This is a genomic window from Christiangramia portivictoriae DSM 23547, assembly GCF_000423045.1.
Taxonomy (GTDB): Bacteria; Bacteroidota; Bacteroidia; order Flavobacteriales; family Flavobacteriaceae; genus Christiangramia; species Christiangramia portivictoriae.
The window spans coordinates 241401-257980 of sequence record NZ_KE383971.1; the positions used below are offsets into that span (position 1 = coordinate 241401).

Here is a 16580-nt window from a genome sequence, read left to right on the forward strand (position 1 = left end):
GGTTATCAATATCATAAAAATTTAGTTAACATCCTAGATCATTTCGCAACTTATGGATTCTCATCAATATCAACTCGAATTCCACTGGTATGTCCCGAAAATTCTGGAGCATACATAGATTCTATCGTGCTAATTCCATTCGAGAAAGATCCAGCATTATTCGCTCTTACAGTGTATTCCAGTACATAAGATCCTTTTCTTAGTGTGTCAAAGAAGAAATGTGTTGCAGCATCTCTGGTGCTTTCATAATAGCGGGTATTATTCTGATACTTATGTTCACTAATCACATTAGTTGGCTCAAAACCACTGGCACGCATATCCTTTAAATGGATAAATTCCATATCAGCTTCGGCCCTTACAACCAGTCTTACACTTACCAGGTCTCCGACTTTCAGCTGTGTATTGGCGCCAATTCTTTTAAGTTCATTATTACCAATATTGAGATATAGTTCCTTCTCGATATTCAGCGGACTCTCAGAGTGTGTTTTGATCTTGTCAAGATCTTCAAAATACTGCCAGTAAGCACCGCCATAACCCGCGGTTGTATTATTATTCTCTATCTTCAGATTTCCAAAATCTTCTGAAAATTCTCCGGCTTTCCAGGTTTTTTTGACATATCCAGATCCAGCTTGTGCAGGAGTTTCGCCAGGTTCTTCCATATTCAGGTTCTCTCCACCAATAACGATTTGAGTATTCGAGCTCAGTGGAAGTATATCCATGCCCTGCATAAGCAACGCATAAACGGCTGCAGTGGTGGATTTAGTAGTTTCCCAATAATTCGTTCTCTTATTCTGAATCAACCAGATCTTGAGTTCTTCAATGGTTTCTATATCTTTCGTTACTTCAGCAAAAGCCTGGATTATTTGTGCTTGCACTTCAACAGGAGTATTAAATGTTCTCCAGCTAGCAGTATTCTCTTTCCAGTACATGCCGTAGGTTTTGGATTTTACCGCCGTTTGTTTGAGAGACTCCAAGATTTCCAGTGCTTTGGTGCTGTGCCCAAATCTATGCAGGGTGACAGCCAGTTTTGCTTTTTCTGAAAGATCATAATCTGTCCATCGTTGCTTTTGATATTCCAGAGCTTTTTCAATGAGATTTTTCTGGTCAGCCGGGATTGGAAACTCTTCCTGATGCATGCTTCTGGTATGTGCATAGGCTAGAACCGTGTAGGTTTTATAGAATTCGGTTGAATTACCTGGCTGTCTTCTTTTCTTCTGCTCCATCAATTCGTTATCCAGATAGGCGATCGCATTGGCAAGAATTCTTCGATCTTCCAGCTCAATCTTCATGTTCTTTAACTTTCCGAAGCCTTCGATAATATGCGAAGTGATATAATAGTTATCCCTGCCACCGGCAAACCATGGAAAAGCGCCCGAGGAATTTTGCGTTCTGCGCAACCTACTCATTAGTGAAGTCAGTTCACTGTCAATCCGCTCGTTTTCAAACAGTAAACCAATACGTTGCTGCTGCAAACTCTCAGATTCAGCATCCTGAACCCACGGGGTTTCAGCAAGCAACAGACTCTTAAGTTCTTCATTTTTCTGAAGATTACTCACCATACTGGAATCTTTTCTCCAGTTTGCATAAACTTCTGCGATCTCAGGTTTTGAGTTCACGATTTTCTGTCCAACAGAATTAGCGAAGATTTTCGAAAATATCTGTTCAGAACAATCATGCTCATATTCCATTAGGTAAGGCAAACTTTGCAAGGCAAACCAACCGGGATTGGAAGTATATTCAAATGCGAACAAATGATTCTCCAGTGTTTTGGAGTCATTCGTTTGAAGATTTTCGAATTCAAAGCTTTCAGTTTCTCCTGCTCTTACAAATAGCGGGATACTTTCATAAACCAGCATCCTGTTCTTCAAAACCGGCAGTAAATTTTCTTCTCCATCGCTAAAATCTCCTGCTTTTGCAAGGATTCTATAGGTCACCGCAGGAATAGTATCGGGAACAAAAAGTTTCCAGCTTACAACCCTGGTTTTTCCCTCCTGGATCTGGAAGGCTTGCAACGTTTCAGTATTTCCCATAGGAATATCTACCGGCTCCATTGTCACAGCGTTGAATAATTTAAGAACAGCGTTCCCCGTTATGGTTTCAGCGGAAAGATTTGACACTTTCGCCTTGAAAATGATACTATCACCCTCTCTTAAAAATCGTGGTGCATTTGGTACCACGTTCAGATCCTTGCTTGTGGTTACGACTTTCTCCAGGTTACCTTTGCTCCAGTTCCTGTTATGAGCCAGCAATCTCAATTTCCAGCTGGTTAAAGCTTCCGGAGTGGTGAAACTAAAGGAAATAGTACCATTTTCATCCAGTCTTAAATCTGGGAAGAAAAACGCAGTTTCCTGTAGATTTGTTCTGGCATCAACATTTTCCAGGCCTTTCAGACCTTTGCTGGTGGTAATGATCACCACTCCATCCACCGCTTTGCTGCCGTAAAGAAGAGTAGCTTCAGCGCCTTTTAGAATTTCGACACTTACAATATCCTTTGAATCGAGCTCGTAGTTCTCAACAGGTTTTCCGTCTACGATAAACATCGGGCTTCCAGTCCCATCCAAACTTGAATTACCTCTTATCTTAAACTCTGTACTTGCTCCCGTTCTGGATACCTCAACGCCGGCAACCTTGCCCTGTAGCAAGGCTACAGATTCACTTTCTTGATCGGCAACTTCCATGACTTCCTCGGCCACAGCTTCACCATAACCTACAGCTACAACTTCATCCAGACTGGCAGAATCGGCTTCAAGGTCAATAAATACTTCAGTCTCATCACCAAGCTGGAATTCCTGACTCACATAACCTACATAACTAAAAATAAGAGTAGCATTTTTTGGAGCATCGATTCCAAATTCACCATCGAAGTCTGTCTGCGCTCCAAGACTCGAACCTTTGATTATTACATTCACTCCTGGTAGCGGTTCCCCGTTTTCATCAACCACTCTTCCCTGTACACGAGCATCAGAATCCACATTACTGCTCACCTTCAAAGTACGCAGATAATTCCTGTATTGATAACTGTTAGGCTGTCCAAAATAAAAACCAAATTGAGAGAGCTGATCAAAGCGAAGATTCACCCGACTGTAATAATTATTTCTACCAAAATATCTATACAGGTTAGTGCTTCGGCCTAAATTATCAAAATACAAGGATGGATAATTAGATGTGAAACCAGTGAATCCTGCGTCGGTATTCCACTCATCTTTTTTGAATTGATCTAGTGAAATATCATACATGGAAGCCAGAACTTCAGCTTCCTTTTTTTCTCCAGGAGTTGATATTTTAAAACTCCAGGTTTCTTCAAGTCCAGGACTAATTTTATTTCTGAAAGTTTCTGTAGAGATTTCAATATTTTCAGAATCTTTTCTGAAGTTCACTACCTCATTGAATTCAATTTGCCTGTTATTCATCACTGAAGAAACAACCAGTTTAAACTCCTGTTCCTGTAAGGATTTGAGCGGAATCTTTAATAGCAACTTTCCATCGAGCCTGTCATATTCTCTGAAGATGGAAGTACGATCACTGCTAAATGCTGAAACGCGAATTTGTAAATTTTTTATTGGAGAGCTGATCTCCACCTGTGCATAAGCATCTGAAGCTAATGTTTGCTTATTGACGATACGTACCAAAAGATCCTGAGCTGTATACGGTATTTTGCTTTCTGGATCCTGTATACTAATTACCTGTTGCAGTTCTTCTGTTTTTCCATCATGTTGTAGATGGAAACTTAGCAGGTAGCTCCCGGCCTTCCAGTTTCTGGTGGCGATGTCATCTTCAAAATCCCCATCTGAATTAAAACTGGATTCATAAACTTTTTCCAGTTGGTCCCAGTTTTCTGGCTTTGTCGGCTTTCGATAAGGTTCATTCGGGAATAGTCTCTCAAATTCATCCTTGGAAATAAGTTCGAATTCAGGAGCTTCCCACCATCTTTCCTGATAGTGTTTTTCAGGGTTTTTAAGCCGGTAGATCTTATAATTACCGCTTGCATATATCTTTTGATCATTGAGATTTCTGATGGTAAGATCGATCTTCAGCGTATCGTTGATATCGATTTTTTCGGAAATTTCAAGCTTTGGAAGAAAATTCTTGTTCCCAATTTTCAGGGATTGCTGTGCATCCCTGGTTTCTCCACTCACATCGGTTACAGAGGCAGATACAGAGTAGCGATAAATAAGATCATTTAGATCGTTCTGCTGGTCTGTTTTCGCTTCAAAAGGAATGATAAATTTGCCATTTTCATCAGTTTCAGTAGTATCAGTTTTTATGATCACAGGATCTGAATAATAACTTCTCCACCACGAATAATGCATGCGTTCCCTGGTGATTGTGTAGGCAACTTTAAGATTAGGGAGCGATGCACCAATATAGGCTACAGCAGAACCCTTAAGTTCAATTTCTTCACCTAATTTGTAGGCTTTATTAATAGTGTCAAAAGTTACTTCAAAGGTGGGTCGTTTATACTCTTCTACACTAAAATATTTGTAATCATCCTGAAAGTAATCCAGGTTGTCCCAGAAATCGGAATCGGTTTCAAAATATTCTTCAGCATAAATGGAGAACTGGCCGGTAAGGTTATTGACTGGAAGATCGAAACTACCTGTAAAAGAGCCATATTCATTGGTTTTGAATCTCAATTCATGGATTTCGTTCTCATTGGGGTCATCTACGAATACATCGATATATTCATTAGCAACTACACTGGTTGAATCTTTTCTATGCTGAAGTAAAACTCCTTTAAAATGTACTTTCTGTCCTGGACGGTAGATCGCACGATCCAGGAAGAAAAGTACCTTCGCCTGTGAATTATCATTTTCATTTTGACTGGCAGAATAGCGATGGCCGCCGCGATTAAAGGATGAGGAATAAAAATCTTCACCTTTCGTGAATTCCAAATGCTCTTCCCAGTAGCGGCCTCCTGAATAACGATCCAATAGTATTTCTCCATTTCGATCTGAAGTTCGGGTAAGAATAGTTGCTTGTTTCTTTTTAACCTTTAGTACTACATCACTAAGGTTTTCTCCTGTTTTACGATCAACTACATGAAACAGGTTGTTTTTTTGCAGGTCTGTTCTGGAAACGGCGATGTTGGTTACTAAATAAGTCCCGGAAGTATGATTGCCTTCTGAATCGTATAGATGAACAAGATACTGGCCGAAGTCTTTTCCGGGAAGCACAATTTCAGTAGAATGCTCGTTATAATCAGTTTCCCCTGGTAAAATGATCTGTGCGCTATCTGAAATTTTTGCAGCTTCTTTTCTTATAAAAGCAGCTCTATCCTGATAGTTTACCTTATCCAGAAAGTCCATGCTCACCTTACCTATTTTCATATAAATAGTATCAGTATTCCTGTAAGTCAGTTTAGCGCGTCCTGGTTCATCTCGGGTCAGAATATTCTGCAATTGCGCCTCCAGACTAGGTGCGGTAAGCTTTGTCAATAAATTCTGGGCATTTTGCCGGGTAAGCGTATTACTGTAATTCGACTCAATCTGCTTTAAAAGATCAACCGCTTTAACATTATATTCCGGATACTTCAGTAGTCCCTCGTCCTCTCTTTCTGTAGCTTTTTCAGCATAGGCATTCGCCAGTTCAAAAAGTAACTGTGCCTTGATTTTTCGATCCTTGGATTTTTCTTCCAGTTTCTCAACCGCACTGATATATTCCTGGAAGTCAACATGAAAAACATCACGTACAAATTCAAGACGCTGTAATTTCCAGTAATTTAGAGACACATCACTGCTGTCCCTTGCGTGAGTTTCTTCCAGTTCCTGATACTGCTTCAGCGCAAGTAGTTTAGAATTTTCAGAATCCTTGATAATAGCATTTTCAAATCTTGAGTCAACAGCAAAAAGTACTTCTTTACTAATAGTTGTTTTTGCAGCTTCAAATTCAGCACTAAAAAAACTTTCATCCTTCAGGAATTCCAGGTAACGTCCTGCTAAAAGATCATAAATAGAAGGTTTGAAATCCCTTGTGATGGCTTTGGCATTTAGAAGAACATCGATTTCAGCATTGGGGAAGTTGACCAGTTTTTCGGGATTAGCAATAGCATTTTTATGAGCTGTATGAATACTGTCTTTGATAGTTTCCAGGGACCAGGTGGTTAAATCTGAAACATCAGGATTATCAATTTGTTTCTGGTCGCGACGGCTCCATCGGTTCTGTTTGTAATAATCACCGAGTATTTCAGCTTTATAACTTTGCAGGACCTGATCAAATGGAAAAGGGATCTGGGCAATGGTATGATTGATATCCTTTAGAATGTAGTTCTCGGCTTTTTCGTGATTGATCTGGTAAAGACGGTAGTGGGATATCTTTGATTTTATGAGCTCATCATACCGCTTATCAGCCCATGCTCGCTGCATGAGATTGTTAGTTTGCTCTAAAGCCGTTTCCACTTTGCCCTCTTTTTCGAGAGAGTTAATATGATACCAACTTTCTTTGTAGTTTGGGTTTTGCGCGAACAGTAAACTTTGGGATATGATGAAGATCCCTAAAAACAGTTTTTTCATAGGTAGCAGGTTAGGTTGTAATGCTATTAAAAAGGTACTAAAAGATTTAGCACTGCAAAGGTTATGCCTGTAATATTAAAAGCAAACAACTTAATCTGAAACCCGGGACCTTAATTGTTGAGAGAGGTGCGTAATTTGTGAAATTCTTCCTCCAGAAAACTCAATTGTTGCTTGATATCGGTATTTCTGCTATCCGGAATACGATGATAGAATGCATATTTGATCTCCCAGAGTTCTTTTACATCTGCATAAGCCATCTCAATGTCCTCTATTCCTTTATGATCTGCTTTTAGAATAAACTTTTTTGCCGACTGGTATATTCTTCTCAGGAATACTTTCTCTTCGGAAACGACCAGGAACAAACAGGCACTCGCGAGATTTGCAAATTGCTTTTTCTGAACTTTGACTCCAATAACAACATCTTTAGGATAAAAACCATCAGAATCTGTACTCATTTCCAGGTCGTGAATTACAAAAGCACGCAGATCTGACTCATGATAGATAGGCAGATGGATTTCTGGCAAGTCCTTTATAAAGTTATTTTTCTGATGATGTGCTATATAGTCCTGTTGTAACTCCGGAGTGATACAGGGTACCTTTTTACAGATATCTGGTTTAGTATTTAGATCATCATGTTCGGGTTTCCCTCTGAATTTGAGTAATTCGTTTACGGTAAGTTCACTGGTTAGCAGATCGTCTATCGGGATGCTAAAATAATTAGCAATTTTTATAATAGTTTCAATTTTAGGTTCGCTGCGTCCTTCCTCGTAAGCGCCTAAAGTCCCGCGCTTAAGGTCGAAAAGCTCTGCGAAGGCCTGCTGACTCAAACTGCGAACCGATCGTATTTTCCTGATATTTTTTCCGAATAAAGACATTAATTGCTAATAATATTTGCAGAATTGAAAATTTATTGTAAATTAGTCTAACAATATTAGCAAATACATTTCAGTATTGCTAATTTTTTTAGTCTGAAATGTTCGAACACTCAGAGATCTGTTATTAACCAACTAAAGAATTAGAATTATGATCTCATTTATTATCGATGTAGCCACCGAGCTTATCATGTTTCTTTAACAAAGTCTTAATACTTTTTTGTATTATTAGGCTCTCAAAATAGTAGTACTAACCGTAATAACCACCTATGAAAAATCACTTCAATATCACGAGAGATTTTTTACTGGAATTAAATTTTAATATCACCCGGGAGAATCCGGAAGACGGACTCCTGGTGATCCAAAAAGAAAATTCTGGAATTAGAAATCTTATCGTAGGCGTTGCTCCGCCAATCCTGATCATGGAGCAGTACATATTTAAGATCAACAACCAGTCTGAAAAGATCTTTAAAAGTTTATTGCAGAAGAATCGTGACATTGTTCACGGAGCTTTTGTCCTGGACGAGTCTGGTGAAAAAGTCATTTACCGTGACACCCTTCAAATCGAGAATCTGGATCTGAACGAACTGGAAGGGAGCTTAAACTCACTTAGCTTATTAATGAGTGAATATTCAGATCAAATCATTGAATTCTCAAAATATTAAAAATCAGCATTATGAACATCTTTAAGAGATTATTTAAAATAGGGGAGGCAGAAACAAATTCTGCCCTGGACAAAATGGAAGATCCCATCAAAATGACCGAGCAGGGCATTAGAGATATGAAGCTTGACCTGGATAAAAGTCTGGAAGCGCTGGCACAGGTGAAAGCACTGGCTATAAGAGCGAAGAACGACCAGGAGGAATTTCAGAATAAAGTGGACGATTACCAGAATAAAGCCATTATCATCCTGAAAAAAGCGCATTCCAAGGATATGGAGCAGGCAGAGGCAGATCGCCTAGCGCAGGAAGCTCTTGTGCAAAAAGAAGCGGCACAGCAGCAGGTTCTACGAGCAAAGGAAGAGTCGGTTAAATTCGATAATAATGTTGCTCAACTGCAAAAGAATATCCAGACTATAAAAGCAAATATCGGGAACTGGGAGAATGAACTCAAAACCCTGAAAGCAAGGGTCAAGGTTTCCAACGCTACCAAAAACCTGAACAAGCAAATGGCTGAACTTGATAGCACCGGTACGGTTTCTATGCTGGAGCGTATGAAGGAAAAAGTAGCCCAGGAAGAAGCGCTGGCAGAAGCTTATGGAGATATCGCCAGTGCCTCCAAATCTATCGATGAGGAAATAGATAAGGCGGCAGATACCACAAAAGCCCAGGCAAGTGATGAACTGGCGAAGCTGAAAGAACAACTTGGAATGAAAGATTCTAAAAACGAATAAACTTGGATAACCTAATCAACATACTTTTTTCAGAGGTAAACGTGATCCTGAGCGTATTGCTCATCATCCTGATTCTCTACTGGATCATCACCATGATAGGTGGCCTGGATTTCGATCCAGATTTCGATATCGATGTAGAAGTTGATGCAGATGTGGATCTGGATTCCGGCATCGAAGGGGGGAATATGGACTTTGAAGATATTTCCAATACCGAGATCAACCAGGAAGATGTGGTGGGGAAAAGGCGAAAACCTTTAAAATGGTGGCAGATTTTCCTTATCTACTTCAATTTTGTGGGACTGCCATTCATGTTCACTTTTACTTTCTGGATCTTTGTCTGGTGGTTTATCACCACACTGGTTACGGCGATCACAGCGACTTATGACAATTTCATAGGTTTTGGGATCATGCTCCTGGCTTTGTTTCCGGCACTAATAGTGACTAAAATTCTAACCACCCCTTTTAAAGGTTTCTTCAAAAACCTGAATAAGGATGGTGATGCGCCCATCGATTATCTTGGCAGGAAGGCCACTTTGTTATCTACAATTTCCGAAGACCGAATGGGAAATGCTGAGGTGAGTGTTAACGGCGATAGTTTGTCTATCTATGTAAAGTCACTTACCGGTGATGTACTCTCTTATGGAAGCAGTGTTCTCATTATCAAGCGATCTCCAGATCGCAATTATTACCTCGTACAATCATATAACGAATAATCTAAACTAACTACAATGGAATCAATCTTACCAATTATTGGAATTGGAATTGGCGTCTTGCTATTTCTAATCATCGTTTACTTCGCGATCATCGCGATGTTCTATAAAAAAATTCCCCAGGGACAGGCACTCATCAGGACCGGCTTTGGAGGGACAAAGGTCGCTACAGATAAAGGTTTGTATACCGTACCTGTTTTCCATAAGACAGAAGTTATGGACATCTCTGTTAAGAAGATCCAGATCGAAAGACTCGCACACGAAGGTCTTATTTGTAAAGACAATATGCGTGCAGATATCAAAGTGGCCTTTTTCGTGCGTGTGAACAATGATATCGAATATATCAAGAAAGTGGCGCAAACCATAGGTGTGGACCGAGCCTCTAAAATTGCCACGCTGGAAGATCTTTTTGAAGCAAAGTTTTCAGAAGCATTAAAAACAGTGGGTAAAAAATTCGATTTTATCGAACTTTATGAAGCCAGACGTGAATTTCGTGATGAAATTGTAAATATTATCGGGACAGATTTGAATGGCTATACGCTGGAAGATTGTGCGATCGATTTCCTGGAGCAGACTTCAGTAAAGGAATTAAAGCCGGATAATATCCTCGATGCGGAAGGGATCAAGAAGATCACCGAACTTACCGCCGTGCAGAACATGAAGGCCAATCTTATCAAGCGCGATGAGGAAAAAACCATCAGGAAGCAGGATGTGGAAGCTCGTGAAGCAATTCTTGAACTGGATAAGCAGTTAGCTGAAAAAGAAGAACAGCAGAAACGTGAAATTTCGAATATCAAGGCTCGTGAAGAAGCTGAAACTTTAAAAGTTAATGAAGAAGAACGCCTGAAATCTGAAAGCGCGCGAATTGCTACGGAAGAAAAAGTGAAGGTTGCTGAAGAAAACATGCAACGCCAGATCATTGTGGCGCTTAAAAATAAAGAGCGTACCGATGCTGTGGAATCTGAAAGAGTCGAAAAAGACAGACTACTGGAGGCGACCGAACGTGAAAGAGTGGTAACTCTTGCTCAGATCGAGAAAGAAAAAGTAGTGGAAGTTGAGAAGAAAAATATCCAGGATGTGATTCGCGATCGAGTGATGCTGGAAAAAGGTGTAGTGGAAGAGCAGGAGAACATGAAAGATATCCAGGCATTTAAAACAGCCGACAGGGATAAGCAGGTTAAAATCACTACTGCGGAAGCATCTGCCCAGGAAGAATTGATCAAAACGATTAAATCTGCAGAAGCTCAGAAGGAAGCCGCCAAGCAAAAAGCTGAAGAGATCAATATCGAAGCACTTGCTCATAAAGAAGCCAGCCAGAAACAAGCTGAAGCCAGAAAAATACTTGCTGAAGCCCAGGCGAAAGAAGAAGCGACTGTTGGTATGTCTGAAGCTCAGGTGATGCATGCGAAGGCTGATGCCAACGAGCGTCAGGGACTTGTGGAAGCGAATATCATCGAGAAAAAAGCACGTGCTGAAGCGGCCGGAATGGAAGCCAAAGCAGATGCGAAACGTAAAGATGGACTTGCTGAAGCTGATGTGATTAAAGAGAAAGCGATAGCCGATGCTTCAGGAATCGAGGAGAAAGCTGCAGCCATGAAGAAACTGGATGGTGTTGGAAAAGAGCATGAAGAGTTCAAATTAAGACTGAACAAAGATCTTCAGGTAGATCTCGCCAATATCAATATTCAGAAGGAAATCGCAGATGCACAGGCGCAGGTTATTGGAGATGCTTTGAAAGCTGCTAAGATCGACATCGTTGGTGGAGAGACTATGTTCTTTGATCAAATCGTGGGACAGATCACCAGAGGTAAAGGATACGACAGGCTTGTCCAAAACTCTACGAACATCCAGGAGGTAAAAACTGCCATTCTTGGTAGTGAAGATGTAAAGGGAAATTTGTTGGAAAAAGTAAGAGACTTCGCGTCTAAATATGGAGTAAGTACCGAGGATATCAAAAATCTTAGTATTGCGTCACTCATCACAGATCTTAAGATAAAATCTGATGATAAAGAAGAGCAAACCATGCTCGGCAATCTTCTGAACCTGGCGAAAGGTCTGGGAATTCAGGATAAGCCGATCTCAAAACTCAGATAATTAAAATAGCCGGTGCCTGGCACCGGCTTCCTTAAAAATCTACATCAAATACATCACAAACTTCAGGAAGAGAATATGGCAAAGGAACCCATAAAGGAAGAGAATGCGCAAAAACTGGATGTTGGTACCTACGAGGTAATCCAGGGCAGACTGCAAAAACAAAAAACAGAACTTCAGGCCAGGCTTCAGAAATTAAATGAAGAGCGGCAAAAGGTTTTTGGGTCTCTGGAAACAAAGCTTATTGCCAATGACCGCATTAACACTGAAAACAATTGTATCGCCCGGGATATCGTTTCGCTTGGGAACACCTGTGTTTTTGGTTATAATGTGCATTTCGGCCTGCGTACAGAGATCTCCTTGAATGATGTGATGAGCGTCTACAGGTTTGAGAACAATGCTTTTGAAGCGATCGATACAGGTCTTCTAAAAGACGAAGTTTTCGAATCTGATTTTAAAAATCTTTATAAGTATTACAGGAATACCATTTTCTCGAAATTCGCGGTTATTGGAAATTACCTGTATATGGTTTTCCGATTAAGTGAGAGTGTGACAGATATCAAAACCTTCAAATGGCTTATTAAAGATGAAGGTTTGCAATATGTGGACAATCGCAGTGATCACGAATACAAACTGCCATCACAACACGAATTTAACTGGCAGGAAGTATCCAGAGATCAGCATCGGCAGGGAGTTCATGCGCATGTTTCTATTCTGGATCGTGTTTTTGTAGAGACCATTGGCGGCGATCTTACGATCAAGATCGAAGATAATACCAATGATGGAAAAGGAATCTATTCCGAAGAAGTGGAGCATAGGGATCAAACCCTGGATGACGGGCAGTATAGATTTGCCAACCTGGGGAATTTGATCATTCTTGAGATCAAACCCTTTCAGGAAACTCCGCGTTATTTTGTGTATAATCATAAACTTCGGGAAGTACAAAAAATTAGCAGTATCAAGGATACCTGCGTTTTATTGCCAGATGATCAGGGAATAATATTTCCAACCGGATATTATTTGCAAACCGGGGAGTATCATTTATTCGATCATAGCATTCCGAATTTAAGATTTCAGGAAAAGATCAGTTCTCCCAATGGCGAGGATTTTCTGTATGTTTTTTATGCTCCGGAAAACGGACTGTACAACCTGATGAGCTACAACGTGATCTCCCAGGAAATACAAACTCCAATTATTTGCAACGGTTTTACCATTCTCGAGAATGGGGAGTTATGCTACTTCAAAAATGAGAACGAACAAACCAAACACCATGTGATCCAGATCTGGCAAACGCCATATTTAAATGGCGATTTTATGCCTTCCAGTCATAAGGATAGCCTTTTATATAAGATCGGGAACAAGGATATCGTAAAAGCGATGGCTGAGGTTAACGGACTCGTAAATTTGCTCAATAAAGAGGATAATTATGATGGTTTGTATGCAGATCTTTCCAAGCGTTCCAAAGATATTCTGGATGCTTATTACTGGCTGAAAGAAGAGGAAACTCAGCTTCTAAATGAACCACTTCGGGAAATCAACCAGGCGGCAAATGCGGCGATGGATGAATTTGAAAAGGTGCTGGAACTTAAAAAGAATGCAAGGCAGAAAACTAACGAAATAGGCAAAGAAGCGGAGCAAATTTTTAATAAGATTAAAAGTTCTGGTTTTCGCGATATCAATGATTTCGTAAATGCGCTTACTCAGCTTAGATCCCTTCGCGGTGAAGCGATAAGTTTGAAAGAGGTTCGTTATGTAGATGAGCAATTCATTGAGAACCTTGAAGAGCAGATTGCTGAACAAACTACCAGAATCTCACGACGATGTGTGGAATTTTTGCTGGATGAAAAAGCTCTGAATCCCTATTACAAAGCTGTAAGTGCAAAGGAAGAACAGCTGTCTGAGATTAAAAAGGTAGTGGATGCCCGAAAACTGGAAGAAGAAGTCAATAAAACTTCAGAAGATTTGGAATTATTGATCGATATCGTTTCCAATCTTGAAATTGAGGATACTTCGCATTCTACAAAGATCATCAATAACATCTCGCTGATTTTTTCTTCGATCAACCAGTTAAAGGCAGAGATCAGGAAGAAAAGAAAGTCTCTTGGAAGTGCTGAAGCCCAGGCCGACTTTGCCGCGCAATTGAAGCTTATCGATCAAAGTATCATCAACTATCTTGATATTGCAGACACTCCGGAAAAATGTGATGATTTTCAAACCAGGATTTCTATACAGCTGGAAGAACTGGAAGGGAAGTTTGCCGATTATGAAGAATTCATCGAGCTTATTATTGAGAAGCGGGAAGAGGTTTATAATGCTTTCGAGGCGCGCAAGAATACACTTGTAGAAAAGCGGAATAAACGCGCGGTTACTTTACAAAATTCCGCAGAAAGAATTCTGAAAGGGGTACGTAAGAAATCTGAATCTTTCCACGAGGTTTCAGAGATCAATGCCTATTTCGCTGCAGATATCCTGGTGAACAAAGCTCGCGATATTGCCGGGCAACTTCAGGAAATGGATGACAGTGGTAAGGCTGAAGAAATCCAGTCCATGCTGAAGTCGGCACGGGAAGATGCACTGCGAAAACTCAAGGATAAAAAAGAAATTTACGAGGATGGCGATACGATCATCAAGCTTGGAAAACACAAATTTGGCGTTAATAAACAGGAGCTTGATCTTACGATCTTATATGTGGATGATGCTTTGCATTATCATATCACTGGAACCGATTTTTATCAGAAGATCGAAAACGAGACGCTTCTGAAATCTGAACAATACTGGAGTCAGGATTATATTTCAGAAAATAAAAATATCTACCGCGCCGGTTTTCTCGCGTATAAGTTATTCCGAAGATTTGGTGAAGCATTGAAAGATCATACAGAGGAAGATTTGATCAGGCTGGTGCAGGAAGAGAGCAGTAAGGATTATTCTGAAGGATATGTAAAAGGAATTCATGATCTGGACGCGGCAAAAATCCTATCTGTGCTGCTGGAAAAACACGAGGCCCTGGATTTGCTTCGGTATCATCCTGTTATTCGTTCCTGCGCGCAATTCTTCTGGAAATTTTCTTCTGCGGAAATACGGTCCAATTTAGATAAGAACATCAAAGCAGCGGGAGAAGTCTTGCAAATTTTTCCAAATTCCAGAGAATACCATTCATTGCTGAAAATACTAACCAAAGAGATCCAGGAATTTGGGCAGGAATCAGGAATTTTTGAGCCGGAGCTGGCTTCTGAAGCTGCAGCATATCTATTCGAGGAACTGCAAAATGATGATGATTTTCAAAAAAGCGGAATCGCCATAGGGATCAAAGAAGACTTTTGGAGTATGCTGAAGTCTGAAAATGCTGACCTGAAATTTAAGGATAGTCTGGAAAACCTGAACTCAAACCAGGCGAAAGTAGCTTTAATAGAGCAGTGGTTAAAAGCATTTTTGCAGAGCGAGGCGAATGAGCAAACCAATCTGAAAAATAAATACGTGAGTGAAGCAGCGGCGTTGCTGCTTTTTGAAGACGAATCTGTTCTAAACACAAAATTCACTTCCCCGTCTCTGCAAATAGAGAATCTACGAGGAGAGCATCGTCTGATAAAAGCAGGAGTTTTCGATTTTAATTATCACGATTTTGTATCAACTTACAGAAGCTATTTTGAGATCGACGTACCGGCTTACCAGGAATTTAGAAAAGCCAGGCATGATGTGACCCTTCAGCTTAAAGAAGATCTTAAACTAGAAGAATTCAAACCGGGAACGCTCAATTCTTTTGTTCGGAATAAATTGATAGACCAGGTTTACTTTCCGCTATTTGGGGATAACCTGGCCAAACAGCTGGGCACCGTTGGGGATCAGAAACGAACCGATAGAATGGGTTTGCTATTGCTTATCTCTCCGCCTGGTTACGGAAAAACCACTCTAATGGAATATATCGCGAACAGGCTGGGACTGGTTTTTATGAAAATTAATGGTCCCGCAATTGGTCACGAGGTAACTTCAGTAGATCCATCATCAGCTACGAATTCGGCAGCCCGGGAAGAGCTAAAAAAACTGAATCTTGCCTTTGAAATGGGGAATAACGTGATGCTGTATCTTGACGATATCCAGCATTGCAATCCTGAATTCCTTCAGAAGTTTATATCTCTTTCCGACGGAACCAGGAAAATTGAAGGAATTTATAATGGAAGATCGAGAACCTATGATATGCGTGGCAAGAAATTTTGCGTGATCATGGCCGGGAATCCATATACGGAAAGTGGCGAGAAATTCCAGATTCCCGATATGCTCGCGAACCGTGCAGATATTTACAATCTTGGAGATATTATTGGAGATACGGCTCACCTGTTCAGGCTGAGTTTGATCGAAAATTCGCTGACTTCCAATCCTGTTCTGCACCAGTTAAGCAGTAAGAATTTTGATGATGTGTATAGATTGCTGGACAGAATCGAGAATAACAACCAGGAAGTTCAGCTGGAAGGGAACTATTCGAACCAGGAAGTGCAGGAATATGTGGCTGTTCTGGAGAAAGTCATACAAATAAGAAACAGTGTTTTGAAGGTTAATGCGGCTTATATAAAAAGTGCAGCGATGGAAGATGAATATCGAACAGAACCATCTTTCAAATTGCAGGGTTCTTATCGTGATATGAACAAGCTGGTGGCAAAAGTAGTTCCGGTAATGAATGATGCTGAATTACAGAAGCTTATTTTATCGCATTACGAAAGTGAATCTCAAACGCTCACTTCAGCTGCGGAAGCAAATTTGTTGAAATATAAAGACCTTACCGGTAGTTTGAATGATGAGGAGCGCAGAAGATGGAATACCATCCAGGAAACATTTCAGAAGAATAATAAGCTAAAAGGTTTTGGGAACAAAAATGAGTTGGCGCAATTACTATCGCAAATGATGGAATTTACTGATGGTCTGGAGGGAATTAAAAAAGTATTACAGAATGGTTTAAAAAGGTGAAACCTGTGAATATTTGAATAAAATTTTTCAGTTTTCAATTAAATAACAG

Annotated in this window: 7 protein-coding genes; 5 read left to right on the top strand and 2 right to left on the bottom strand. The window is 40.2% G+C overall.

Annotated features, from left to right (window positions below; all coding sequences use genetic code 11):
- Positions 1–50: 50 nt before the first annotated feature.
- Positions 51–6509: an alpha-2-macroglobulin family protein gene (locus tag G529_RS16200; RefSeq protein WP_026915301.1), complete on the bottom strand. Its 6459-nt coding sequence runs from the start codon at positions 6507–6509 to the stop codon at positions 51–53.
- 110 nt (positions 6510–6619) lie between these two features.
- A complete protein-coding gene (locus G529_RS0109505) occupies positions 6620–7384 on the bottom strand; it encodes a helix-turn-helix domain-containing protein (RefSeq protein WP_026915302.1) in 765 nt (254 codons plus the stop codon).
- Between the two features lie 266 nt (positions 7385–7650).
- Between G529_RS0109505 and G529_RS0109510 the strand changes: the two genes are divergently transcribed.
- From G529_RS0109510 to G529_RS0109530, 5 genes are all read left to right on the top strand, one after another.
- Complete coding sequence (locus G529_RS0109510; RefSeq protein ID WP_026915303.1) at positions 7651–8046, top strand: type III secretion system chaperone family protein; 396 nt, start codon at positions 7651–7653, stop codon at positions 8044–8046.
- Positions 8047–8057: 11 nt separating this feature from the next.
- On the top strand, positions 8058–8774 hold the full coding sequence (locus G529_RS0109515; RefSeq protein WP_026915304.1) for a PspA/IM30 family protein: 717 nt from the start codon (positions 8058–8060) through the stop codon (positions 8772–8774).
- Positions 8775–8776: 2 nt separating this feature from the next.
- Entirely contained in the window at positions 8777–9487 is a 711-nt protein-coding gene (locus G529_RS0109520) for a hypothetical protein (protein WP_026915305.1), read from the top strand.
- Between the two features lie 15 nt (positions 9488–9502).
- Positions 9503–11578 (top strand): flotillin family protein, encoded by a 2076-nt coding sequence (locus tag G529_RS0109525; protein WP_026915306.1) that lies wholly within the window; start codon positions 9503–9505, stop codon positions 11576–11578.
- A gap of 75 nt (positions 11579–11653) precedes the next feature.
- Entirely contained in the window at positions 11654–16531 is a 4878-nt protein-coding gene (locus G529_RS0109530) for a DNA repair ATPase (protein WP_026915307.1), read from the top strand.
- Positions 16532–16580: the final 49 nt, after the last annotated feature.

Excerpts from the sequence above, each read along its gene's own strand:
- G529_RS16200 (WP_026915301.1), bottom strand. The coding sequence starts at position 6,509 with ATGAAAAAACTGTTTTTAGGGATCTTCATCATATCCCAAAGTTTACTG.
- G529_RS0109505 (WP_026915302.1), bottom strand. The coding sequence starts at position 7,384 with ATGTCTTTATTCGGAAAAAATATCAGGAAAATACGATCGGTTCGCAGT.
- G529_RS0109510 (WP_026915303.1), top strand. The coding sequence starts at position 7,651 with ATGAAAAATCACTTCAATATCACGAGAGATTTTTTACTGGAATTAAAT.
- G529_RS0109515 (WP_026915304.1), top strand. The coding sequence starts at position 8,058 with ATGAACATCTTTAAGAGATTATTTAAAATAGGGGAGGCAGAAACAAAT.
- G529_RS0109525 (WP_026915306.1), top strand. The coding sequence starts at position 9,503 with ATGGAATCAATCTTACCAATTATTGGAATTGGAATTGGCGTCTTGCTA.
- G529_RS0109530 (WP_026915307.1), top strand. The coding sequence starts at position 11,654 with ATGGCAAAGGAACCCATAAAGGAAGAGAATGCGCAAAAACTGGATGTT.